This window comes from Leuconostoc sp. DB-1 (assembly GCF_013414845.1).
Classification (GTDB): Bacteria; Bacillota; Bacilli; order Lactobacillales; family Lactobacillaceae; genus Leuconostoc; species Leuconostoc mesenteroides.
The window spans coordinates 317,809-342,423 of sequence record NZ_JABFNJ010000001.1 but is presented as its reverse complement, the minus strand read 5'-3'; the positions used below and the strand labels follow the sequence as shown (position 1 = coordinate 342,423).

At 38.0% G+C, this 24,615-nt stretch carries 25 protein-coding genes; 4 read left to right on the top strand and 21 right to left on the bottom strand.

What is annotated here, in order from left to right:
- Positions 1–29 precede the first annotated feature (29 nt).
- On the bottom strand, positions 30–1,007 hold the full coding sequence (locus HFP47_RS01635; protein ID WP_014324433.1) for a LacI family DNA-binding transcriptional regulator: 978 nt from the start codon (positions 1,005–1,007) through the stop codon (positions 30–32).
- A gap of 146 nt (positions 1,008–1,153) precedes the next feature.
- Here HFP47_RS01635 and HFP47_RS01630 point away from each other — a divergent pair, with 146 nt between their 5' ends.
- Genes HFP47_RS01630 through HFP47_RS01620 form a run of 3 tightly spaced genes read left to right on the top strand, consistent with a single transcriptional unit; the run spans position 1,154 to position 3,344 of the window.
- On the top strand, positions 1,154–2,170 hold the full coding sequence (locus tag HFP47_RS01630; RefSeq protein ID WP_011679419.1) for a zinc-dependent alcohol dehydrogenase family protein: 1,017 nt from the start codon (positions 1,154–1,156) through the stop codon (positions 2,168–2,170).
- 2 nt (positions 2,171–2,172) lie between these two features.
- Positions 2,173–2,910, top strand: coding sequence for a hypothetical protein (locus HFP47_RS01625; protein ID WP_011679418.1), 738 nt, complete (start codon positions 2,173–2,175; stop codon positions 2,908–2,910).
- A 50-nt stretch (positions 2,911–2,960) separates the two neighbouring features.
- Positions 2,961–3,344: a VOC family protein gene (locus HFP47_RS01620; protein ID WP_014324432.1), complete on the top strand. Its 384-nt coding sequence runs from the start codon at positions 2,961–2,963 to the stop codon at positions 3,342–3,344.
- A 45-nt stretch (positions 3,345–3,389) separates the two neighbouring features.
- On the opposite strand, the gene trxB is transcribed toward HFP47_RS01620, so the two are convergent.
- The 5 genes from trxB to HFP47_RS01595 form a co-directional block, all read right to left on the bottom strand.
- Positions 3,390–4,343 carry a thioredoxin-disulfide reductase gene (gene trxB / locus HFP47_RS01615; RefSeq protein ID WP_014324431.1) on the bottom strand — a complete coding sequence of 318 codons (954 nt, stop codon included), beginning with the start codon at positions 4,341–4,343 and terminating at the stop codon, positions 3,390–3,392.
- A 113-nt stretch (positions 4,344–4,456) separates the two neighbouring features.
- Positions 4,457–5,332 carry a UTP--glucose-1-phosphate uridylyltransferase GalU gene (galU, locus tag HFP47_RS01610; RefSeq protein ID WP_010285820.1) on the bottom strand — a complete coding sequence of 292 codons (876 nt, stop codon included), beginning with the start codon at positions 5,330–5,332 and terminating at the stop codon, positions 4,457–4,459.
- Positions 5,333–5,355: 23 nt separating this feature from the next.
- A complete protein-coding gene (locus HFP47_RS01605; protein ID WP_179875946.1) occupies positions 5,356–6,366 on the bottom strand; it encodes an NAD(P)H-dependent glycerol-3-phosphate dehydrogenase in 1,011 nt (336 codons plus the stop codon).
- Positions 6,359–7,324, bottom strand: coding sequence for an HPr(Ser) kinase/phosphatase (gene hprK / locus HFP47_RS01600; protein WP_179875945.1), 966 nt, complete (start codon positions 7,322–7,324; stop codon positions 6,359–6,361). The genes HFP47_RS01605 and hprK overlap by 8 nt, the downstream gene beginning before the upstream one ends.
- 1 nt (position 7,325) lies before the next feature.
- Positions 7,326–7,682, bottom strand: coding sequence for a phage holin family protein (locus HFP47_RS01595; protein ID WP_004164465.1), 357 nt, complete (start codon positions 7,680–7,682; stop codon positions 7,326–7,328).
- Positions 7,683–8,062: 380 nt separating this feature from the next.
- Here HFP47_RS01595 and HFP47_RS01590 point away from each other — a divergent pair, with 380 nt between their 5' ends.
- Positions 8,063–9,163, top strand: a complete 1,101-nt coding sequence (locus HFP47_RS01590; RefSeq protein WP_011679414.1) for an SLC13 family permease — start codon at positions 8,063–8,065, stop codon at positions 9,161–9,163.
- Positions 9,164–9,250: 87 nt separating this feature from the next.
- Here HFP47_RS01590 and phoU read toward each other — a convergent pair whose 3' ends face one another.
- The 15 genes from phoU to cls all read right to left on the bottom strand — a co-directional run bounded on the left by phoU (position 9,251) and on the right by cls (position 24,598).
- Positions 9,251–9,925 (bottom strand): phosphate signaling complex protein PhoU, encoded by a 675-nt coding sequence (gene phoU, locus HFP47_RS01585; RefSeq protein WP_004164468.1) that lies wholly within the window; start codon positions 9,923–9,925, stop codon positions 9,251–9,253.
- Between the two features lie 58 nt (positions 9,926–9,983).
- Positions 9,984–10,754, bottom strand: coding sequence for a phosphate ABC transporter ATP-binding protein PstB (gene pstB, locus HFP47_RS01580; RefSeq protein ID WP_011679413.1), 771 nt, complete (start codon positions 10,752–10,754; stop codon positions 9,984–9,986).
- Positions 10,751–11,593, bottom strand: a complete 843-nt coding sequence (gene pstB / locus HFP47_RS01575; protein WP_011679412.1) for a phosphate ABC transporter ATP-binding protein PstB — start codon at positions 11,591–11,593, stop codon at positions 10,751–10,753. Before pstB (HFP47_RS01575) ends, pstB (HFP47_RS01580) begins: the two co-directional genes overlap by 4 nt.
- A gap of 7 nt (positions 11,594–11,600) precedes the next feature.
- A complete protein-coding gene (gene pstA / locus HFP47_RS01570; RefSeq protein WP_010291776.1) occupies positions 11,601–12,485 on the bottom strand; it encodes a phosphate ABC transporter permease PstA in 885 nt (294 codons plus the stop codon).
- The gene (pstC, locus tag HFP47_RS01565; RefSeq protein WP_011679411.1) at positions 12,485–13,408 is read right to left on the bottom strand and encodes a phosphate ABC transporter permease subunit PstC; all 924 of its coding nucleotides are present in this window, start codon (positions 13,406–13,408) and stop codon (positions 12,485–12,487) included. Before pstC ends, pstA begins: the two co-directional genes overlap by 1 nt.
- A gap of 52 nt (positions 13,409–13,460) precedes the next feature.
- Positions 13,461–14,342: a phosphate ABC transporter substrate-binding protein PstS family protein gene (locus HFP47_RS01560; RefSeq protein WP_102753139.1), complete on the bottom strand. Its 882-nt coding sequence runs from the start codon at positions 14,340–14,342 to the stop codon at positions 13,461–13,463.
- 140 nt (positions 14,343–14,482) lie between these two features.
- Positions 14,483–15,823, bottom strand: coding sequence for a cell wall metabolism sensor histidine kinase WalK (locus HFP47_RS01555; protein ID WP_060461304.1), 1,341 nt, complete (start codon positions 15,821–15,823; stop codon positions 14,483–14,485).
- 83 nt (positions 15,824–15,906) lie between these two features.
- Complete coding sequence (locus tag HFP47_RS01550) at positions 15,907–16,815, bottom strand: phosphate ABC transporter substrate-binding protein (protein ID WP_042252799.1); 909 nt, start codon at positions 16,813–16,815, stop codon at positions 15,907–15,909.
- A 239-nt stretch (positions 16,816–17,054) separates the two neighbouring features.
- Entirely contained in the window at positions 17,055–17,747 is a 693-nt protein-coding gene (locus HFP47_RS01545) for a response regulator transcription factor (RefSeq protein ID WP_011679406.1), read from the bottom strand.
- An 82-nt stretch (positions 17,748–17,829) separates the two neighbouring features.
- The gene (recA, locus tag HFP47_RS01540) at positions 17,830–18,987 is read right to left on the bottom strand and encodes a recombinase RecA (RefSeq protein ID WP_011679405.1); all 1,158 of its coding nucleotides are present in this window, start codon (positions 18,985–18,987) and stop codon (positions 17,830–17,832) included.
- A 139-nt stretch (positions 18,988–19,126) separates the two neighbouring features.
- Complete coding sequence (pgsA, locus tag HFP47_RS01535) at positions 19,127–19,708, bottom strand: CDP-diacylglycerol--glycerol-3-phosphate 3-phosphatidyltransferase (protein ID WP_042252794.1); 582 nt, start codon at positions 19,706–19,708, stop codon at positions 19,127–19,129.
- Positions 19,709–19,718: 10 nt separating this feature from the next.
- Positions 19,719–20,594 (bottom strand): RodZ family helix-turn-helix domain-containing protein, encoded by an 876-nt coding sequence (locus tag HFP47_RS01530; protein WP_014324424.1) that lies wholly within the window; start codon positions 20,592–20,594, stop codon positions 19,719–19,721.
- 14 nt (positions 20,595–20,608) lie between these two features.
- Positions 20,609–21,880, bottom strand: a complete 1,272-nt coding sequence (yfmH, locus tag HFP47_RS01525; protein WP_042252789.1) for an EF-P 5-aminopentanol modification-associated protein YfmH — start codon at positions 21,878–21,880, stop codon at positions 20,609–20,611.
- 1 nt (position 21,881) lies between these two features.
- Entirely contained in the window at positions 21,882–23,147 is a 1,266-nt protein-coding gene (gene yfmF, locus HFP47_RS01520; RefSeq protein ID WP_011679402.1) for an EF-P 5-aminopentanol modification-associated protein YfmF, read from the bottom strand.
- Positions 23,144–24,598: a cardiolipin synthase gene (gene cls, locus HFP47_RS01515; protein WP_042252786.1), complete on the bottom strand. Its 1,455-nt coding sequence runs from the start codon at positions 24,596–24,598 to the stop codon at positions 23,144–23,146. Before cls ends, yfmF begins: the two co-directional genes overlap by 4 nt.
- Positions 24,599–24,615 lie beyond the last annotated feature (17 nt).

Below are 24,615 nucleotides of genomic sequence, written 5' to 3'. Positions count from 1 at the left end.
TTTTGAAAAAAGCGCGACAAGATCACTTATTACTCGGGTTGAAATAACTCAACACCAAGTAATTCATTATTTTGTGGCTTTTCTCCAGGATTTTCTATCACCGCAAACAATACGTCAATCAAAACTTTCGCCGCCTGCTTCACTGGTTGTACGACTGTTGGCAAATCAGGGTGTAGCTGACGAACGATTGGTGTACCATCGTAACCTATAATTTTTACATCTTCTGGAACACGTTTGCCGATTTTTCTAAGTGCGTTTTGTAATTGAATTGCACCAACATCATTGTAAGCAAAAACACCATCAATATCGTCTTTTATAACGTAGTTAATCATTTTATCGAGATCTTCTTTGGAAGCAAACCCTTCCAAGTTAAAGTTTTCTTGGAACACCTTGGCTGAAGAGTCTTTTGTCGCTCTCAAAAAACCATCATAGCGAATATGTGTAGGTGATTTCGAGCCATCATCATCGCTCAGTATTAATAGGCGTCGAGCACCTGTTGAAAGCAAGTACTTACCAGCAAGATAGCCTCCTTCCTCATTGTCTTCAGAAACGATAGGAATATCATCTGATAGATATCGATCATAAGAGACAATCGGTAAATAAGTATTCTGATACTCTTCAATATCTAGATTGTGTGAAGAAGTTATTATGCCTTCAACTTGATTAGCAGCGAGCATTTGCAAGTATTGCTGCTCTTTTTCAACATTATTTGCTGATGCTGCAATAATAACTTTATAACCTTTTAAGAACAATAACTGTTCGATTTCATTGGCTAGTGCAGTAAAAAATGGGTTTTCCATATTAGGTAGAATCAAACCTATAAATTGTGATGATTTACCTTGTAATGAACGTGCCATTGCATTTGGTTGATAATGTAGTTCACGCATTGCAGCATGGACCTTATCAATTGTTTTTTGGCTCAAAGAACCATAGCTGTTAATAACACGTGATACTGTTGTCACAGAAACACCAGCTAGCGCTGCGACATCACTTAATTTTGCAACCATTACATACCTCCATAGTCTTATATTATTTTATCACACCAACAGCCTTATAATCGAAAATTAATTTGGCCTGAGACTTGACTTTATAATGCCAAAGGTTTAGCATAGTCACCGTAAGTTACTTTTGTCACAAAAAAGGAGAATTAATCATGGAAGCACTTGTTCTAACCGGAACTAAGAAATTAGAAGTAAAGGACATTGACCGTCCAAAGGTTTTGCCAAATGAAGTTTTGATTCACACAGCGTTTGCTGGTATTTGTGGAACTGATCACGCACTATACGCTGGTTTGCCAGGTTCAGCTGATGCTGTTCCTCCAATCGTTCTTGGTCATGAGAACTCAGGTGTTGTTGCAGAAATCGGTTCTGCTGTTACTAACGTTAAAGTTGGTGACCGCGTAACTGTTGACCCTAACATTTATTGTGGACAATGCAAGTACTGCCGTACTGCACGCCCTGAATTATGCGAAAACTTGTCAGCTGTTGGTGTGACACGTGATGGTGGCTTTGAAGAATTCTTCACTGCACCTGCATCTGTTGTTTATCCAATTCCTGATAACGTTTCATTAAAGTCAGCTGCTGTTGTTGAACCAATTTCATGTGCCGTTCACGGTATTCAATTGTTGAAGGTTACCCCTTACCAAAAGGCTTTGGTAATTGGGGATGGATTCATGGGCGAATTATTCGTTCAAATCTTGCAAGCATATGGTATTCACCAAGTTGACTTGGCTGGTATTGTTGACGAAAAGTTGGCAATGAACAAGGAAAAGTTCGGCGTAAAGAACACATACAACACAATGAAGGGTGACAAGATCCCTGAAGGTGAATATGATGTCATTATTGAAGCCGTTGGTCTACCACAAACACAAGAAGCTGCTATTGAAGCATCAGCTCGTGGCGCTCAAGTATTGATGTTTGGTGTTGGTGGTCCTGACGCTAAGTTCCAAATGAACACTTATGAAGTATTCCAAAAGCAGTTAACTATTCAAGGTTCATTTATCAACCCTAACGCATTTGAAGATTCATTGGCTCTGCTATCATCTGGTAAGTTGAATGTTGAAGCATTGATGTCACACGAATTAGACTATAAGACTGTTGACGACTTTGTTAACGGTAAGTTAGGTGTCGTATCTAAGGCTGTTGTGAAGGTTGGCGGCGAAGAGGCATAATTATGACTCAAAACGAGACAAAGACGAAAAGCTCTAGAACTATTTCAATGAGTTTGTCGATTACCTACTTTACTATTTCGCTAGTTATCAATGCCATGGGTAATGTCTTAACATTAGTTACCTCTGATCATATTCACCCTGCCTTTCTTGGTTCTGCATACTGGACAGCAGCAGAAGCTAACTTAGGTCACGCGATTCTAGGAAATAATTCTCTAGCATTATTCTGGGCTTTTCTAGTTCTTGGTATGTTAATCTCCTTCTTAAATGCATTTTTGATGAAGAAGCTTGATTGGAAAAGAATTTTAGGTAACTTTATATTCATGCTACCTTTTTCAATTTTCATTCAATGGTTTTCAAACATTTTTAATCAAATTATGCCTGATGCAAAGTCATTGCCAATGGTCATTTTGTACATCGTGATTAACTTCGTAGGAGTTGCCCTTATTGGTACTGCTATTTCAATATATCAACGTGTGAATTTGGTTTTGCATCCAGCAGATGATTTGATGCAAATTTTGCGTTTTAAGTATTTTAAGGGTTCTGCTTTCAAAGCAATGTGGGCCTCATACATTCCACCAACAATTTTTGCCATTATTGCGTTTATTATTACTTTCCCAAATCTGTATAATTTTGGCTTAGGAACGCTCTTCGCCTTTCTTTTCCAAGGCGGAATAACTGGAATTGCTGACAAACTAGTATTTCGTAATTTAGATCACCAAGCTGTTGATGTTGGTGAATAAGATAAACTCATTGTTTGGTATGAAAAATATTAATTTTGGAGGAAAAAATTATGGCTTTTGCTGATTATTACTCAGGTTTACAACACGTTGGTATTCCATCATCTTCACTAGAACAATCTGAAGTATTTTGGACCAAATTAGGTTTTAAAAAGACTGGTGATTTTCCTGCCGGAAATGTCATCTTTATGCAACGTGAAAATCTAGTGATCGAAACATGGAGCGGTGACGAAGTTGCTGGTAAGCCAGGAGCTATTAACCATATTTCAATGGACACTACTGATGCTGATGCCGCTTTTGATGCCGCTAAGGCTGAAGGCTTCACTCTGATTGATTCAGAAGTACAACATTTACCATTTTGGGATCAAGGAATCAAGTTCTTTAATCTTCAAGGACCTGATGGCGTTATCGTAGAATTCTGTGAAATCGTTAAATAATTAAAATAAAAAAACGATGACTCTTGGTCATCGTTTTTTTTTAGCTTATTCTGCAATCTTTTCAATAGCGGGCAAACTGCTTATATAATCGTATACACCCTGACCAGCCAAACTACCATCGCCGACAGCAGTAGTTATTTGCCTCAAATCTTTTACACGAACATCGCCGACAGCAAAAACACCGGGAATACTCGTTTGCATCTTATCGTCTGTTACAATCCATCCTTCTGGATCAGTAATATTGAGATTTTCAAAGCCTTGCGTATTTGCCTTTAATCCTACGTAAATGAACACACCTGAAGCATCAATATGACGCTTTTCATTTGTCTGGTTATTGATAACGTCAACACCTGTAACTTTGTCATCGTCACCAGTAATAGCCACCACTTCGGTATGCCACTCAAATTTCATTTTAGAGTTATCAAATGCACGATTTTGGATAATTTGTTGTGCACGCAATTTGTCACGACGATGAAGTACTGTCACTGATTTTGCTAAATTAGTTAGGTATAAACCTTCTTCGATAGCCGAATCACCACCACCAATAACTAGAACATCCTCGTCTCGGAAAAATGCACCATCACACACCGCACAATAACTTACACCACGACCCTGATACTTATCTTCACCCGTTACATCTAAGTGGATATGCTCTGACCCAGTTGCGATAATTATTGCTTTAGCAGCATAAGACCCCATGTCTGTGTGAATTATTTTTCTATAATCTTCAACTTCAATACTTTCTACTGATCCAAAACCATATTCAGCACCAAATTGTGTTGACGAAGAATACATCTTTTCAGCTAAATCTGGTCCCAAAATCGAATCAAACCCAGGGTAATTTTCCACCTCAGCTGTATTATTCATTTGGCCGCCATAAATACCACGATCCAACATTAATACTGATAAATTAGCTCTTGAAGCATATGTGGCTGCAGTCATTCCCGCTGGTCCAGCCCCAATAACGACCACATCATATTCCTTGAGTTCTTCTGACATATTTTACCCCTTTACTTACTTTTTGTTAACACTAATTGTACTCGATTATGTACCCCTTGTCGAGCATAACCATCTTATTTAAAAAAACAGGAAGTATTTCTCCTGTTTTTAAATTACAACTTTGATGCCAATTCTTTAATATAAGCACGTAATGCATCTTTTGTTTGCGGATGCTTTAAACCAAATTCAATGTTTGTTTCCAAGAAGCCAATTTTTGAACCAATATCATAACGGCTACCCTTAAATTCATGAGCATATACGTGTTGACGGTTGTTCAATGAATCAATAGCATCAGTCAATTGAATTTCATTTCCTTTACCAGGTTTTGTATTTTCTAGTTCCTCGAAAATTTCAGGTGTCAAAAGGTACCGGCCAATAATCGCTAGGTCTGAAGGTGCATCTTCAGGCTTTGGCTTTTCAACGAAGCTCTTTACACGATATAGTCCACCTTTATCAACTTGCGCGGCTGGATCTATTACACCGTATTCTGATACTTGATCGTGAGGTACTTTCATAACAGCTAACGTTGATTCACCAGTTTCCTCATAACGTTGGATCAATTGTTTTGTCAACGGTACTTCATCTTGCATCAAGTCATCACCCAGCAAAACAACAAACGGTTCGTCACCGATAAACGCTTTAGCAGTCAGTACAGCATCACCGAGACCCTTGGGATGTGATTGACGGATGAAATACATATTAATATCTGTTGTTTCCTCGACAAGCTTTAATAATTCATCCTTTCCTTTTTCACGTAAATTATTCTCTAATTCTGGGTTAGAATCAAAATGATCCTCGATGGAACGCTTTGATTTACCATCAACAATAACGATATCTTCAATGCCAGATTCAATCGCTTCACGCACGATGTATTCAATCGTTGGTGTGTCAACGATTGGCAACATTTCTTTAGCTAATGCCTTAGTTGCTGGCAAAAAACGTGTGCCCAATCCTGCTGCTGGAATAATAGCTTTACGTACTGGTTTCATGATTTTTTTCCTCTTTATTTTTTCTAATCTTCACTGCGCAACGGACGACTCATTAGGTCGGTAATTACATCGCGTAATGGCTCATTTTCATATAATATGCGATAAATACCGGCTGTTATAGGCATTTCCACATGATGATGTTGCGAAAATTCATATACTGCTTTTGTAGTGCTAACACCCTCAATAACCATGCCCATGTCATCTTGAATCTCTTGCAAACTCTTTCCTTCACCTAACTGTTTCCCAGCACGGTAATTTCTGGAGTTTGGTGACATGCCAGTAACAATCAAATCACCAATGCCTGCAAGTCCTAAAAACGTTTCTGGTTGGGCGCCCATTGCTTGACCTAGGGCGCGCATTTCCGATAAACCACGTGTCAGCAAAGCAGCCTGTGCATTAGCGCCATAACCTAATCCTATTAACGCACCTGATCCGATGGCGATAATATTCTTTAAAGCCGCTGCCAGTTCTGATCCTAACAAATCATGATTCGTATAAGGTCTAAATGAACTATTGGCAAATACCTGCTGTAGTAATTTGGCAGCCTCTTCATTTTCAGAAGCAATCGATACAGATGTCAAGTCATGCTTGATAACATCTTCGGCATGCGATGGGCCAGAAATCATTGCCAACGTGGAACGGTACTTTGCAGGTACTTCTTCGGCAAGCATTTCCGACACACGCTTATAGGTTACTTGCTCTAGTCCTTTAGTAGCATGCGCCAAAATCACCTGGTGATCTTGCTTATTTAGAACGTCAGCTAGCTGACGTGCAACTTCTCGTACAACTTTAGTAGGAACAACTGTCAAAACAATTTCAGCATCCATCACTGCCAAGGCCATGTTACTGGTTGCCATTAACTCAGATGATAACTTTGCGTCTGGCAAATACTTTTGGTTGGTATGTTGACTGTTTATTTCATCCGCTTGTGTCGCAGTACGTGTCCACAGACGCACATCATTATTATTTTCTGCAGCAACGTTTGCCAACGCAGTGCCCCAAGAGCCACCGCCCAATACGGCTATTTTAGTCATTTTTTTCGTCCCCTGCATCAATTTTTTCATTCTTTTCCATTTCAGCAGTCATACGCTCTTCCAATGTTTTCAGCGCATCAATGCCCATATTCGCCGTACGGAACTTGACCGAGGCTGCATCAATCACACTTGCAGTATTTCTACCAGGCGTCACCGGCACAACCATTCGCTTAATCTTAACACCCAAAATTTCTAAGGAGTCATTATCGTCACCTAAGCGGTCAAAATTAGATTCACCAATTTTACCATTAGATAAATGGATGTTTAACGCAATTGTAGCATGTGATCGAACAGATACAGCACCATAAACTTGCTGAACATCAATTATTCCGACACCACGCACTTCCATCATGTTACGTAATACACCGTTTGGCTCTCCAATCAGCCTCTCTTCATCTTCTTGATAAATATCGACACGATCATCAGCGACCAAACGTGCTTTCCCTTGTTGAATTAATTCCAAGGCTGATTCTGTCTTACCAATTCCCGCGTCGCCAGTAATTAAAACGCCTAATCCATGAACATCAATCAAAACACCGTGCACATTTTTACGTGGTGCGAGTTCACCACCCAAATAATATGTCATGTTGGATAAAATTCGTGAGGATGTTAAGGTTGATGACAAAATCGGAATATGTGCTTCATCAGCTGCTTGATTTAATTCATCACTTATTGGTAATCCAGTTGAAATAACGAATGCCGGCGTTTCTTCATCCGCCATGCGACGAAATACTAATAGTAATTCATCATGACTCATACGCTCAGAAAACGATGTTTCAGTAATACCAAGCAACTGAATTCTTTCTGGCGCATAGTAATTGAAATAACCTGTCATTTCTAATCCAGGGCGAGAAATATCTGCAGTAGTAATTTCTCGGTCTAGATACTGTTCACCGGCAACAATCTTTAGTCGGGTATTTTCTACTAATTGTTTTACTGTTACTGAATTTTGTGCCATTTTAATGTCTTTCTACTTGCACATGCAAATCTTTTGTCAAAAACGTGTTAATAATGGAAACAATAAGTGCAATAATCATTGCCCAGCCAAAACTTGAAAATTCAAATCCGCCAACAAGATCAGCAGTCACTTCCAATAACATTGCATTAACAACAATAGCAAAAAAGCCAAATGTCAAAATCGTTAATGGTAACGTTAAAATTGTTAAAATTGGTTTAATGATAGCATTCAATATCGATAATACAAATGCTGCCAACAAAGCTGCACCCCAGCTATCTACTCTGAATCCTGATGGAAAAATCATTGATAAAAGTAGAAAGGTCAGCATGTTTATCGCTAAACGAACAATAAATCGCATTAAATTCTCCATTACTTATAATTTTTGAAAACGTTTACCATATTGATATGGTAAGCTTTCAATAATTCCATTATAACAAATATCCTAGATAGTTTGTCAAATGTACTTGAAAGTAACTATCCAAAATACTTACTTACTTTGTTGTCTAATAATCATCTGTGATACTTAGTATTTAATTAAATTTAGCCTAACTGTGTTTATGCTCTTGCAGATTTGGTACTATTGTAATTAGTCGTGCTATCAATCCACTTTTTGACTATCACATTGTGATGACGTAAAACTAGCAGTGGCATGAAATAACGACATCATTTGAAAGCATACGGAGAACTCCTTATGAAACGACTAACTTATTCCCTTGTTACATCGGGGCACAATAATCTATGATTAACACATTGAAACGCATTTTAACTGATAAAACATTTTTCATAACGCTCATATTGTCCATCTTATCTTTATGCTTTGGTCAGGTGAAATCAACAGACATCGACTTTAAAACCATTATTTCCTTATCATCCTTGTTAATTATTATTGCCATCTATCAAGATTTAGGAATTTTAAAATTTATTGCCAATTACATCGTTTCAAAGTGCCATTCTACACGCTTAGTTTTTCTAGTCCTTTTACTCTGTTCGTTCTTTGGTTCGATGTTATTTACAAACGATGTAGCTATCCTGACGCTTATCCCCATTTTCTTTAATATTAGTAAACGCATCCCATTTCCTAAAATATTCGCTATTAGCTTGTTAACCATCTACGCTAACCTTGGCAGTTCATTCACACCTTTTGGTAATCCACAAAACATATATATTGTTTCTTTTTATAAGTTAAGTGTCATTGATTTTTTAGGAATGAGCATTCCTTTTGGTTTAATCTCACTGATCACTTTGCTTTTCTCTGTTTTGTTTATTAAAAATAAACAGATTGAAAAACAAAGTTCAAATATAATATCCATAAACCGAACAAAAACAGTGTGGCTACTACTAGCAAGTATAGTGGTGTTATTGGGTATACTATCAGTCATTCCTGTAATCATATCTCTGCTTATTAGCCTCCTAAGTGGGTTGACGCTTAGTAAAAAAATATTTAAACGCGTTGATTATGCAGTCATACTGACGTTCATTAATTTTTTCATAATTGTTGGCGCGATTAGTCGTATTAACTTTGTTAGCGGGCTGATCACTAACCATACAAATAATGCTTTATCAACTTTTATATCGGCTATCGTCACAAGTCAATTGATTAGTAATGTCCCTGCTGCTGTATTATTATCCAAATTCACAAACCATGTCTATGCATTATTTTTAGGTGTCAGCGTTGGTGGTCTAGGCACTATTATTGCCTCCTTAGCTAACTTACTGGCCTTAAGGCAATACGCTGGCTATTCGCAAAATCGTTCAAACTTTCAATTCTTCAAAACCTTTACCCTACTCAATATGATTTTTCTAGTCCTATTCATTGTGGTGGGAATCGTTTTGCTATAACTACGATTCAAAACTTTATTTTTTTCTCAAATTAATAGCAAATTAAAAGGCATGACATAGTTGTCGTGCCTTTTAATTAAACAAATTTTATATAAAGAAATTATAGCCAGGATTTAATTCAATAATTTTTCCTGTTCTCTTGTACACGATCCACTCAGCAATATCTGTCGTGTAATCACCAATTCGCTTCAAGTATCCTGCAATTACTAAGTAATCTGCTGCTGAGTCTACCAATTCGGCGTCCTCTTTCATACCATTAACAGAATCTGTTCGAACTTTAGCAGCACTTTGCGTAAGCACACTGTTTTTATCAGCAATCGCTTCAGCACCAAGAGCATCATTTTTCACATAGTAATCCATGACCTCTGAAACCATAGTAGCAACCATCTCGCCCATTTCGCCCAGTTCTTGTTCAACACTAGCAATGTGCTTCGTACCTTTAACACGTATTGTTGAATTTGCAATATTACGTGCTTGGTCTCCCATACGTTCAAGCACTGATACAGCCTTTAAGATAGTAACAATTTCACGTAAATCAGTGGTTACTGGCTGATACAAAGCTATCATTTCGAAAGTTTTCTTTTCAATAGCTGCCTCGCGCTCATTAATTTGGTGGTCGTTTTCTAGGATCTTACGAGCCCCTTCACGATCGTGGTCCACGAATGATTGCACAGCTTTTTGAATAGTTTGTGAAACCAGCATACCCATTTCTGTAAATGAGCTATCTAAATCTGCTAATTCTTCATCAAATAATCGACGCATAGTGAAACCTCCTTTAACTTTATTATATTATAACTGTTCTGTATCCAAATTGTGTAAATTAGCCAAAACGACCTGAAACGTAATCTTGTGTTTCTTTTTTTGCTGGATCCAAGAAGATATGCTTTGTCTCATCAACTTCAATTAAGTCACCACTCAAGAAAAATGCAGTACGATCAGAAATTCGTGATGCTTGTGACATCGAATGTGTCACAATAATCATTGCATAATCGTCGCGCAATTTTAACAAAGTTTCTTCAATGTTGTGACTAGACACTGGATCTAACGCAGATGTAGGTTCGTCTAACAATAAAAGTTCTGGGGATGTAGCCAAAACACGTGCAATGGAGACACGTTGCTGTTGACCACCGGATAATCCAAGAGCTGACTTGTGCAAATTATCTTTCACTTCATCCCAAACAGAAGATTGCTTCAAAGCTTTTTCTACCGCTTCATCCAAAACAGCTTTATCTTTGACCCCAGCAAGTCGCAAGCCAAATGCCACATTTTCATAAGTTGAAAACGGAAATGGATTAGGCTGTTGAAAGACCATCCCAATACGTTTGCGTAGGTCAACCGTATCGGTTGTGGGTGCATAAATATCCGTATCTTTGAATTTGAAAGACCCTGTCACCGTCACATTATCTTCTAAATCATGCATACGATTAATTGCACGTAAGTATGTTGACTTTCCTGATCCCGAAGGGCCGATTAACGCAGTAATGCCCTTCTCTGGAAAATCTAAGTCAATACCATGCAACGCCTCTTTTTTACCGTACCAAAGATGTACATCGCGGGTTGATAAAATTGTTTTTTCTTTATTATCTGTCATCCAAAGTTACCTGATATGTAATCGTTTGTAAGTGCTACTTTTGGTCGCGTAAATATTTTTCGTGTTAGATCGTATTCAATGACCTTGCCCATATGAAAGAATGCTGTATAGTCACTAATTCGGGCTGCCTGTTGCATGTTGTGAGTAACAATAATAATTGTATATTGATCTTTTAATTTAAGTAGCGTGTCTTCAACCTGAGCGGATGATATAGGATCTAGCGCACTCGAAGGCTCATCTAACAACAAAATATCAGGCTTCAATGCCAACGCACGAGCGATCACCAATCGCTGTGCTTGACCACCGGATAATGCTAATGCGGATTTATTTAGTTCATCCTTAACTTGATCCCATAAAGCAGCTTGTTTCAAGCTGGTTTCAACTACTTCATCTAGTTGCTGCTTAGTGTAATTACCTCGGCTAGTTAGTGCAAAAGTTATATTGTCATAAATTGACTTAGCAAAAGGATTGGGACGTTGAAATACCATGCCGATATGTCGACGCATTTCATAAACATCAATTTTCTTGGTATTAATGTCCAAACCGCGATACATAATGTTCCCATTAACGGTAGCAACACCATCATTCATACGGTTTAGTGAACGTAAAAATGTTGATTTCCCGGATCCTGAAGCGCCAACCAAGCTCGTAATTTTATAACGCTCAAACTGCAGGTCGCCTTCGCTCAAGGCAAGATTATCACCATAAAACACTTGCAAGTCATGTGTGGACAGAGCAATTTCATGTTTTTCGGTATCCATTTTATAAATAAACCGCTCTGGTGCATTTTCTCTAATGAACTCACTAGCTGGTTTAAGATCTGTATTTGAATTTATCATAATGGCCTCACGCACTCGTTAACTTCTTGTAAAGCTTCATACCTAATTTTCGTGCGCTAAAGTTGAATAGCAACACAACAATAATCAAAACAGCAGAAGCTCCTGCTGACACGGCACTAACATCAGGCATAATACCTTCAGAATTAATTTTCCAAATATGTACAGCTAGTGTCTCTGCTGGTCGCATTGGATTCAAAGGGCTCGAAATGTTAAATGGATTCCAGTCGGCAAAATTCAAAGCTGGAGCAGATTGTCCTGCAGTATAAATTAAGGCTGCAGCTTCACCAAATACTCGTCCAGCCGATAGAACAACACCCGTCACAATTGATGGAACGGCTGCAGGCAAAATAACATGCAAAACCGTTTCCCATCGTGACAAGCCAAGTGCCGCACCTGCTTCACGCTGTAAATCAGGAATTTGTGCTAAACTCGTTTCGATTGAACGTGTCAAAAGAGGTAGATTAAACAATGTTAATGCAATTGCACCAGACAAAATAGAAAAACCTAATTTAAATTGTACAACAAAAAGTAAGAATCCAAACAAACCAACAACAACAGAAGGCAAAGAACTTAATATTTCGATAGCTGTACGTATAATTGCTGTAAAATGATTTTTTTGCGCATATTCATTAAGATAAATTGCTGCACCCAACGCAATGGGAAAGCTAATCAACATGGCTAAAATTAACAAGTAGAAAGAATTAAAAAGTTGTATTCCAATACCACCGCCTGCTTCAAATGCACGTGCTGGAGAAGTTAAGAAGTGCCATGATAAATGTGGTACGCCTTGTACAAGAATAAAAGCTAGCATCGCAAACAAAATTAAAGCGACAATGCCAGAAATAGCGTAAATAACGCCTGTTGCAATTTTATCAGCAGTTTTTGCATTCATTATTTCATCGCTCCTCTACGTCCAATTGCACGAACAATCAAATTAAATACCAATGACATCAGTAATAGAATCATTGCCAGAGTCCACAAGACATCATTTTGTAGTGAGCCCATAACCGTGTTTCCGATACCCATGGTCAAAACAGACGTTAAGGTAGATGCTGGAGTAGTTAAGCCTGTAGGCATTAATGCAGCATTACCAATAACCATTTGAACAGCTAGCGCTTCACCAAATGCACGTGCCATGCCAAACACAATCGCTGTCATAATACCAGGTGTTGCTGAACGCAAAACAACTTTATAAATCATTTGCCAACGTGTAGCACCAATTGCTAAAGCAGATTCTCGGTAATAACGCGGAACTGATTTTAATGTGTCCACGGTCATCGAGGTGATAGTTGGTAATATCATAACAAACAAAACTATTGTTCCAGATAAAATACCAAAACCAGAGCCACCAGTTATATTTCGTATAAAAGGAACGACGACAGTTAAACCAATGAACCCATAGACAACTGAGGGAATACCAACCAGCAATTCAATAATTGGTTGCATAATTTTTGCCCCGCGTTTTTGCGCTATTTCAGTCATAAACAAAGATGTTCCAATCGCAAATGGCGTAGCAACTACCGCAGCTAAAAAGGTTACTAAAAATGAACCAATGATCATTGGTAATGCACCAATATAAGGCTGCTTTGTTGCCGGGTTGGTTACAGACGGATTCCAAGTTGTTCCAAATAGAAAGTCTTTAACATTAACGCCATCTCTAAAGAATGTTGAAAGTCCGCGACTCAGAACAAAGGCGAAAATTGCCACGACCACAATACCAATCAAGGCTAATGCCGTTAAACTAACAGCACGGCCAAACGTGTCCTTATGCGTGGATTCAGATCTCTGCATAAGTTTTTTTGTAATGTTATCCATTTTTTCTCCAAGGTGCATGTCGAAATATGATATTTTCGAACAAGAAATATGTTTATTTTCTAGTCACTTGACCATTTACGTCACGACTAATCTTCATGTCATGAATTGATATGTATCCTAGTTTCGATACAAGTGTTGATTGAACCTTTTTGGAAGTTAAATACTTTAAAAACTTAGCTACGGGTTCGGATGGTTTTCCTTTGGTGTAAACATGTTCATATGACCAAATAGCATATTTTCCAGAAACGACATTCTGTTTAGTAGGTTTTACACCATTAACTTTAGCCGCTACCACACTGTCATCAATATAACCAAAGGCTGCATATGAGATAGCCCCCGGTGTCGTGCTGACAATTGAACGAACCATTCCTGAAGAATCCTGTTCCTGTGCCTCAGTACTTTGTGCGCTATTCAATCCCCACTGTTCAAAAGTGGCTCGTGTCCCTGATCCGGCCGCACGGTTAATGATGACAATTTTTTGATCATTACCACCAACCTCTTTCCAATTCGTTACCTTTCCAGTAAAAACAGCAATGAGTTGTTTAGTTGTCAAATTTTTGACACCATTGTGTTTGTTCAATAGTGGCGCAATGCCGACAACTGCGACTTGATGATCTACCAACTCTTTGGCATCAATACCGTCTTTTTCTTCAGCAAATACATCAGAATTACCAATGTCAACAGCGCCTTGCGACACCTGACTTAACCCTGTACCTGTTCCACCGCCTTGAACGTTGATGAAGGTACCAAGATTGTCTTTAGCGTATTCCTCGCCAGCAGCTTCAACCAGCGGTTGTAAAGCCGTTGACCCAACTGCAGTGATCGACGTATTTGACGCACTTTTATCGCGCATTGCATACGCTGTTCCAAGCGCTGCAGCAACTGCCACGGCTACAATCGTGAATACGATTGAACCGCGATATGATTTCGACATGTTAATGCCTCCCAAGATTTACTACTACATATTTATTATCTTAAACTTATGTAAATGTCAAAACGCTTTTATGTAAAGATTGTGTAAAGAGCATGATGTTTTCATACAAAAAACATCAATTTTAATGTTTTGACGCGTTTCTACAAGGGTAGAATAACACTGATTGTTGTACCGACACCTACCTGTGATTTAATATTGATCTCCCCATTATGTTGGTTCACAATCTCATTGACAATAGCGAGCCCCAATCCAGTACCACTTGCTATTTTACGTTGTCTTGATTCGTCACCACGATAGAAACGCTCAAATATACGAGACTGCTGATTTAACGGAATACCAATACCCGAATCACTGACTTTTATTTGCCATTGTTGCGTGTCTTTATATGCTGATATCCAAACTTCACCGTCTATTTTATTATACTTAACCGAATTAGTTAATAAATTTTGGACGATAGTAGACACGTCACTAGCAATACCTGACACACTGAAGTCCGGTGCAATATCATTGTGTACCGTAACCGTTTTAGTATCAATTTTTTCTAATTGTTGTTCAACAATGGCTGAAATTTGCAAATTAGATATTTTTTCATCCACTTTGTGTTGCATACGTGACAAAGACAATATGTCATTAACCAGTGCTGACAAACGTTTTGCCTCATCCGCCACAATTTGCAAAAATTGGGTCCTCGTTCCTTCGTCCGCCCCTGCGTCACCCTGTAACGTCTCAACAAATCCTGTTATTGCAGTCAACGGTGTTTTAAACTCATGCGAAGCATTTGCCAAAAAATCGGCTTGCATGCGCTCTAATTTCAATACCTCTGTCAAATCATACAACATAACCATCACTTCTGCATTTGATCCAGATTGATGAAATAATGTGCTAACATCATATTGTCGCGCCTCGCCATCAATCATCAAGTTCAAAATGGAGTGCTGCCTTTGATTAGTATTAAAGGTATGATTAATGATTTCTGACAAAGTAAACTGACGAATCACTAAACTGTCTAAAATTGGTACTTCTGGCATCTCTACACCAAGCATATCGGCAGCGGTTTGATTGAAAACATCTATCATATGATGACGACTAACATTAATGACCCCAACTGGTAAGCTGGCCAATAATGTCTGATAATTATTTATTTCACGATTGGCACTATATTGCGAATGGCGAACATAACTTTGTAATTCATTGAATTGTTCTAATAATTCGTAGTATGGAGATGTTGGTTCTGCTAAAACACCCCGTGGTGTTTCTCCAGCTGAAGTAGCAATCATTCTATTCTTCATAATTGTTAATTCTGCTGTTTCTTTGTTTTGCCAAAAATTTAAAAACCATACTTCAAAATTAGCTACAACAAAAAATATAATAACTAATATGTAGAGCTGATTATGAGACACGTGGATCACTCGAGTTACTATAAATAATAATAAAATATTTAGACTATATATACTGGTTATTTTGCCAATTCTTTTCTTCATAAGTTTATTCTATCATGGTTTTGAATTTGCATAACGGTAACGCACAAAAAAACAAGCACTCTGCTTGTCCTTATCAAATATACTTATTTATCTGTCACTTTACCACTTGCATTGCGAGTGACTTTCATATCTGTTAATCCAATGTATCCTAGCTTAGGTACAATATTTTTTTGAACCTCTTTGGTCGTGAAGTACTCTAAGAATGACTTAGTAGCCCCAGTTGGCTTCCCCTTAGTGTACATGTGTTCGTAAGCCCAAATTGGCCATGAATTATCTTCAACATTTTTTTTATTAGGATGAACTTTATTTAAGTCCAGTGCCTTAATACCGTCAGAGTCGAGGTAAGCAAATGCCAGGTACGAAATCGATCCTGGTGTTGTTTTGACAATCTTTTGCACCGTGCCATTGGAATCTTGTTCGGTCGCTTGTACAGCATCCTGACCGTCCAAGATATTTTTTTCAAAAACAGCCCGTGTTCCTGACCCAGTTGCACGATTGATAACGACAATTTTTTCATCGTTACCACCAACTTCTTTCCAATTTGTTACCTTACCAGTAAAAATATTACGCAACTGTTCTTTTGTTAAACTCGTGATCTGCACATCACTATTCACAACTGGCGCAATACCAACCACAGCTACTTTATGATCCACTAGTTTAGTGGCGTCAATACCATCTTTTTCTTCAGCAAACACATCTGAGTTACCAATTTGTGCTGATCCATCAGATACTTGACTTAACCCGGCACCCGATCCACCACCTTGCACTGTAATTGTTACATTCGGATTTTTCTCTTGGAATGACTTAGCAACTTGCTCTGCTAAAGGCTGTAATGCTGTTGATCCTAACGATAACACTTTTCCACTAACATTAGAAGATGACGTCGTACTTGTTTTATTATCGCTGGACTTATCATTAGCAGAAGTATACAAGGCTATTCCAGCCGCAATGACCACTATACCACCAATAATTCCTACAATCTTTTTGTTCATGAAGATTTCTCCCTTAGAAATATGTAGTGAAACAAGGTTGTAGTAGAGGCTCTTGGGTGCCGCTCCTTGTTTACAACTTATATATTACGGGAGTTATGTTATGAAACACGCCACAATTTGGTCGCATTCTTGTAAATGCGTGTAAAGAAAAATTTACAAAACAAAAATGGCTCACCTTCGACGCTATGTCTACAGTTTGCCATTTACTATAATAACGCCACATATGTCTTATGAAAACACTAATTCGTCATAGTATATCCAAATCCGCGAACTGTTTTCAATATTTTAGGCGCCTTTGGATTTGACTCAATCTTATCTCGTAAGTTACTGATATGCATATCTACCATACGGCTTTCGCCAGTATATTCATATCCCCACACAGCCGTCAAAATTGTTTCACGATCAATTACACGTCCCAATCGCTGTGCAAAATATAATAATAAATCATATTCCCGTGGCGTTAAGGACAAAACAATATTTTCTTTCATAACTGTTTTTTTGCTATCATTGATGAGCAAATCTTGTATAGAAATAACCATTTCGTCCGTTTTGTTGGTATCTGTACTAACTTGTGAACGACGTAATACAGCTTTTAGTCTTGCTACAACTTCTCGAGGGCTGAAAGGCTTAGTGATATAATCATCTGCACCTAATTCTAAGCCAAGCACACGATCAAACTCATCCCCTTTTGCAGTCACCAAAATTATTGGTGTGCTAACTTTATCTTGACGTAACTGCTTTAAAACGGTCATGCCATCCATTTCTGGCAGCATTAGATCCAACAATATTGCATTGAATTGTTGCTCTTTTGCCTTTTGATAAGCGGATAAACCATCCGATGCAACTGTTACTTCGTAACCATTCTGTTGCAAATTGTATTGCAGCAGCGTTGCAATTGCCGTTTCATCATCAACAACAAGTATCTTAGTCATGTCTATCTCCATGCGTTTCTATACTTGCATTGTAACAAAAAAAAGAAAAACGACCTAACGTTTTTCTCAATATTTACGTAATTTATACAATTGGTTCGTCCGTTAAAGAATCATCAGTCGTTGTATCCAAATCCGGCAGATTAATTTGCTCATCAGATTTTTCTGCTTGAGCCTCCGTATTTGAAACGGCAGTACCATTCGCATTAGAATCAATACCATATGCTTGACGCACCTTGACATATAGTTCTTGTCGCAATGCGGCATGCTCAGGATCATCCAAATAGTCTTTAGCTTTCTCACGCCCTTGACCAATTCGTTCACCTTCGTAAGCATACCATGCACCTGCTTTGTCGATAATATCTTGATCAACAGCGAGATCAAGAATTTCACCAGTTTGTGAAATACCATGGCCATACATAATATCAACTTCAGCAACTTTGAATGGTGGAGCCACCTTGTTTTTAACAATTTTAACTTTTGTCAAATTACCAGTGACATCAGTACCGTCTTTAATTTGTGTTGAACGTCTGACTTCTAAACGTACTGTCGAATAAAACTTTAGTGCACGACCACCGGGTGTAGTTTCTGGGTTTCCAAACATTACGCCGACTTTTTCACGAATTTGATTGATGAAAATAGCAATTGTTCCCGTTCGGTTCAGGGTTCCTGCTAACTTACGTAGTGCTTGACTCATTAAACGAGCTTGCAATCCAACGTGCGCATCACCCATTTCACCTTCGATTTCGGCACGAGGTACTAATGCAGCAACTGAGTCAACAACAATCATATCTACGGCACCTGATTGTACCAAAGCATCAGCAATTTCTAATCCCTGTTCGCCTGTATCCGGTTGTGACAAAAGTAATTCGTCTTTTTTAACGCCGAGGGCTTCAGCATATTTAACGTCCAAAGCATTTTCAGCATCAATATAGGCAGCCGTTCCGCCTTGCTTTTGAACTTCAGCAACTGCATGAAGTGCGATGGTTGTTTTACCTGATGATTCTGGACCGTATACTTCAATAATACGCCCCTTGGGATAGCCACCAACACCCAAAGCAACATCAATTTTAACAGAACCAGAAGGGATCGTTTCGATCTGCGTTAGCGCGTTATCTCCTAACGTCATCACTGAACCTTTCCCAAAGTTCTTTTCAATTTTCTTTAGCGCTTCATCTAGCGCGGCTCGACGACCATCTTTCTTTGCTTGATCGTCTTTTTTAGTCGTTTTCTTTGCTACCATTGCGGCTAACTCCTTTTATCTTACTTGATTAGTGTACCTTTTTCGCGAGTCAAAAGCAAGTGCTTTTCGAACACTTGTTCGTTTCTGTTTGCTTTCTTCTTGATTATACGAAAAAAGCGCTAAAAGCGCTTTTAGTTCCTTACATACCATCAGAAAAGACATTTCTATTTTGCCAAAAATAATCGATACCAGAATAAATTGTAAAGATAACAGCAACCCACAATAAGACATCCCCAATAGGAAAATTAATAATGGCAAATGGCGCGTTGTGAATATATAAGAAGAAAATAGCAAACATTTGTGAAAATGTTTTTATCTTTCCTGGCATCTGTGCTGCCAAAACCTTGCCATTGTTTTCAACAATTAGTGTACGTAAACCTGTAACGGCTAACTCTCGAATAACGATAACCGCAGTCATCCAAGCTGGAACAACATTGAAGCTCGTTAAGAAAATCAACGCTGTCATAACCAAAAGTTTGTCAGCCAAAGGATCCGCAAACTTTCCAAAATTGGTAACTAAATGCTGGCTACGAGCTATCTGACCGTCCAAGAAGTCAGTTGCAGAGGCTATTGCAAATACAACAGCGGCAATCAACCAATTAACGGGCATGGTTGCTCCTAAAAAGCTGATATTAGACCAAGCATATGGTACTGTCAGCAATAAAATAAATACTGGAATTAAAATAATTCTGAAAACAGTTAGTTTATTGGGTAAATTCATGATACATCCTTTATTTATTGAGATTAAAAAGCACATTCCAAAATGATGTTGTTGCACCACTTACTTCGACATTTTGTCCATCAACTGTAACTGAAGCATTATTAACATTAGAAAATTGTAGATTAAATGCCGTTGTTCCCGATGGAATTTCTACTGTTTTACTGCCACTAGCCAATGTTTCATTTAGTAAAATGTTACTACTAGCATCATTGACCTTAACTGAAGTACCTGTGTTCTTTGCTGTTATAACAACTGTATGCTTTTTAGTATTTTCATTAGACAAATTATAGATTGTCGTCTGCAAACTTGTATTTGTTTCTGGTGTACCTAAATCAAGTGTCGAGGATTCCTCACTGGAACTAGAAGCAGATGACTTCGATGCTGATGATTTACTAGAGGATTTGGAAACCTCAGAAGTAGAAACAGAGATATTACCGCCGTTAGATGTCTGTTGAGAATTGGTTCCTATGTGTGTCAATACAAACCAAATAACTATTAAAGCCACAAGAATCAATAGCCCTAAACCAATTGTTGGCATAGAGTTTGCCAACCGTGATCTTGCTGTTGGGGTATTATCTATCCCAGCACGAACAATACCATCATTATCCCTGTGTGCCCGGCTCAAGTCGCTAGTTCGAGACATAGAAATTGGTTTTGTTTCTCCTAATAACTCATCGGGATGTAACCCAACAGCTAATGCATATTGCCGAATAAAAGCACGAACGTAAAAATCACCAGGTAAAACGCTAAGATTGTTTTCTTCAATAGCTGATAAATACCGGCGTTGGATTTTTGTAATTTCTTGGATATCATCCAATGATAATTGTTTTTCTAAGCGAGCAGCCTTAAGTTGCTCGCCTATTTGATTTGTTAAAGTTTCATTCATAATAGCCCACAAGACTACTTATGCAACACAAATCGTTGCAACGTAGCATTTCGATATATTTTATCCGCTGTTACAAGAATGTCATCAAATGTTAAATCTTGTAACAACTCTATCTTATCAAAAAGATTAGTTCCAAACAAGACATCATCACCTTGCAAAGCCATATTTTCTAAGGAATTCAATTTCTGGATCCCCTCGCCAACTGTAGCTCTTCGTAGTGACTCAAAAGCATTTTGTTGGTTTTCTAAAACATTTTGATAATCGTCAATTTGACTTTGAATTTCTTGCGTCAGAATGTCATAATCGTCCGTTTCCGCAAAAAAACTCACATACTGATAATGTTTTATAATATCAAATGATGTGTCAAATTCTGTATCAATAATACCATGACTATATAAATTCTGATACCAATCTGTTTGCTCGCCAAACAATAAATCATCCAAAATATCAGCAATTAAAATACGTTTGGTTGCTTCTATACCAGCGACCTGATTCTGATCAAGTCGGATACCAAAGGCAACTTTAGGACGCGAAACATTAAAGTAGCGTTCTGATTGTTGTTCTTTTGCTGGTAAATTTTTTTCCTGGAAACGGGTTAACTTTTTAGGACGTAAATCTTTTTTGAATTGATTATCTTTAACAACTGCTAATATTTCTTCAGGATTAAAATGCCCCACAATGTGTAGTGTCAGCTGTGTAGGTTGATAAAATGCAGAATGAATAGCGTATAGTAGTTCAGGTGTGATGGTTGCAATCGTTTCACGGGTTCCAGCGATATCTTTAGCAATTGACGAGTCAGGATATAATGTATTTAACAATCCCATATAGAGTGCCCAATTAGGGTCATCATCATACATTTGTATTTCTTGCCCAATAATTCCTTGTTCTTTTTCTACTGTTTGTTTTGAAAAATAAGGCGTTTGAACAAAATCTAATAAATGTGTTAAGGCTGGTATTAAGTTTTGAGTAGTTGAAAACAGATAACTTGTTTGATAAGCATTGGTAAATGCATTAGCATCAGCCCCCAATTCACCAAATCTTGCGAATGCATCTTCATTTTCTTTTTCAAATAGTTTGTGCTCCAGAAAATGTGCTGTGCCAGCAGGAATCTGAATTGGTTGTGCATCATCGATAGCAAATTTTTGCTCTAACGCACCATAAGCCGTTGTTAACACAGCAAAAGTTTTATGGTAATTAGACTTCGGAACCATCACTATTGACAGACCATTATCTAACGTTTCTGTAATCACATCTTCTTTTAGCTTTAGATAATGTTTTGTTTTCATATTAGACCTCAGGCAATAATATATAACGACTTTGAAGCGATATCTTTTGAGCAGCATTTTGAATATCGTCAGCAGTCACAGACTTAACGCGATCAATCCATTCCTGTTCACTCGTTTCTCTTCTTGTGAGTAATCGAGAAAAAGCAACTTCCATTTGACTTGCAGGTGAGTCACGTTGACTTAAGTAATCACTAATTAAGCTCATCTTAATCGCATCAACTGTTTGATTGTCAAAGTCGCCCTCTTGAACGGCTTTAATTTGTTCTTGTATCATCGTGTCAGTCTGACGCACTTTTGTAGTATCCAAGCCAGCCGCAATAGTTAAAAATCCAGTATCATGTTGCCAACGAGAATAGATGCTATATGCTAGTGACTCCTTCTCGCGCACATTCATAAATAATTTTGATAGTGGCGTACCACCCAACAACGAATTCATGACCATAACAGCAAAACGCTGATCATCAAATGGTTTAACATTTAATTGATAAGCCATGGTAAGCATAGCCTGATTAATCGAAGTTTTATGCTCAACTAATTCACTAAGATGTAATCGAGAGGCTTGCCTATAAAATGGCTCTTTTTCTTCCTTAGCTTGATGTGGCACAATCGGCCACTTCTCTAATAATGAAATAATTTGCTGTTGATTAATATCACCAAGCACAACGATATTCATAGCATCGTCGTTGATCATGTTCTGATAAGCTTGATAAACACCAGATGGATTTAAATGAGCAACAGTCTCTTCATTACCACTAGCGGATACACGCATGCCAGATTTATCATAGGTTATTTCACGAAGTTTAGCCACCGCGTAACGACTTTTATCATCTTTAACGCTGGCAAGTTCATTAATTAGGCTTTGCTGCTCATTGGCAAATACTTGTTCATTGAATGCATGATTCTCCGTCAAAGGATTAAATATCATCTCGCGTAAAAAATCAAAAGCTTCGGTCAGAAGCTGTTTCCCACCCACTATGTAGGTGGGTGCTGGTATTTGCAAAGTAAAGCGAACATGATGCGTTTGACCAATGCGGAAAACATCAGTTTGATATTGGGCACCGTACAAATCAATTGTTTTTTGCGCCACTTGTTGTTGCGTTTTATAACGCGCCGAGCTAACAGCAGTCAAATAAGACACTAATGCACGTGCACTAATGTTCTCAGGCTCAACTGCTGTTGAAAAATCAACGGCGATGTGCAATGTTTTAAATTGTGTAGTTGGCAGAATCACAAGATTCGCGCCATGATTAATTATTGTTTTTTTCATAGTATTGGTGAGAAAAGTCTACTAAACTTTTGCTTAAACTTCATCCAGGCAGACTGTTTCTCAAAATATTCCATTGTTAATTTTGTGGACTTTAATACATCTTGCTCAAATAAATCTTCTAGATCAGCTGCAAAGTCCGGATCATATATAAATGCGTTGCCTTCAAAATTAAGAGAAAATGAACGGATATCCATATTAGCTGACCCGACAGTTGCTACCTCATTATCAATGATCACAACCTTGCTATGTAAAAAGCCACCATCATAGCGGTAAACTGTCGCGCCAAGATCAATTAATTCTTGAGCATAATATTCTGTTGCCCGATAAACTAAAGGATGGTCAGGCTGATTAGGTATCATTAATCTCACCTTAACCCCAGATAAAATAGCAACTTCAAGTGTTTCTAACACAGGACCATCCGGAATGAAATAAGGGGTTTGAATACTTATGCTCTCACGGGCAGAAGAAAACATTCTCATGTAACCTTGTTTGATCTGCTTCATATCGTCATCCGGACCACTGGAAACAATTTGAACCATAGACTTCCCTGGTAACGAGAAGTTTTCAGGGAAGTACTTTGTCGTCTGGGTCAATAACTCTCTACCTTCAGCGGTGGCGTTCCAATCCATTAAAAATCGACTTTGCAATGATAATACTGCATCCCCAATAATTCGAGTATGAGTATCACGCCAATAACCAAATTTTTTAGATTCACCAATATATTGATCACCTACATTAAATCCGCCGATGTATCCAATTTTACCATCAATAATAGCAATTTTACGGTGATTTCTGAAGTTGAAGCGCAAAGTTAGTAGCTGAAAGCGTCGCATTAAGAACGGTACAGCAACACCCCCAGCTGCACGTAATTGTCTATACATTTTAGGATGTTGTCCATGAGAACCAAACTGATCGTAAATAACGCGAACTTCAACACCTTCACTAGCTTTTTCAGTTAATAGGTCAACTAGCTGATGTCCTATTTTATCATCAAAAATAGAAAAATATTCTAAATGAACATGTTCCTTTGCAGCCCTAATATCTGAGAATAATTTATCAAACTTCTTTTGTCCATCACTAAAAATTGTAATTTTATTACCACGTGTCAAAACTGCGCGATCAGATGATAAAAATAATTTCAACAATTCTGTTGCACTGTATGGAATAGGAAGTAAGTTCTCAATATCTTGTAACTGTTTTTTTTGATTTAAAGCAATCTGATCTAAACCACGTTGTTCTTGGGTCCGTAGGCGAAATATCTTTTTACTAGAAATACGACTACCAGCCAAAAAGAAGATGGCAAATCCTACAACAGGTAACAACAAAAGCACAAGCATCCATGCCCAAATTGTAGCAATTTCACGTTTTTGCCGAAAAACAGCAATAAATGAAATAATTGTATTGATAACCAATGCTATTAATATAACAATCCAAAAAGATGTCCTAAGCATACTGCCCTCCCCAGCGC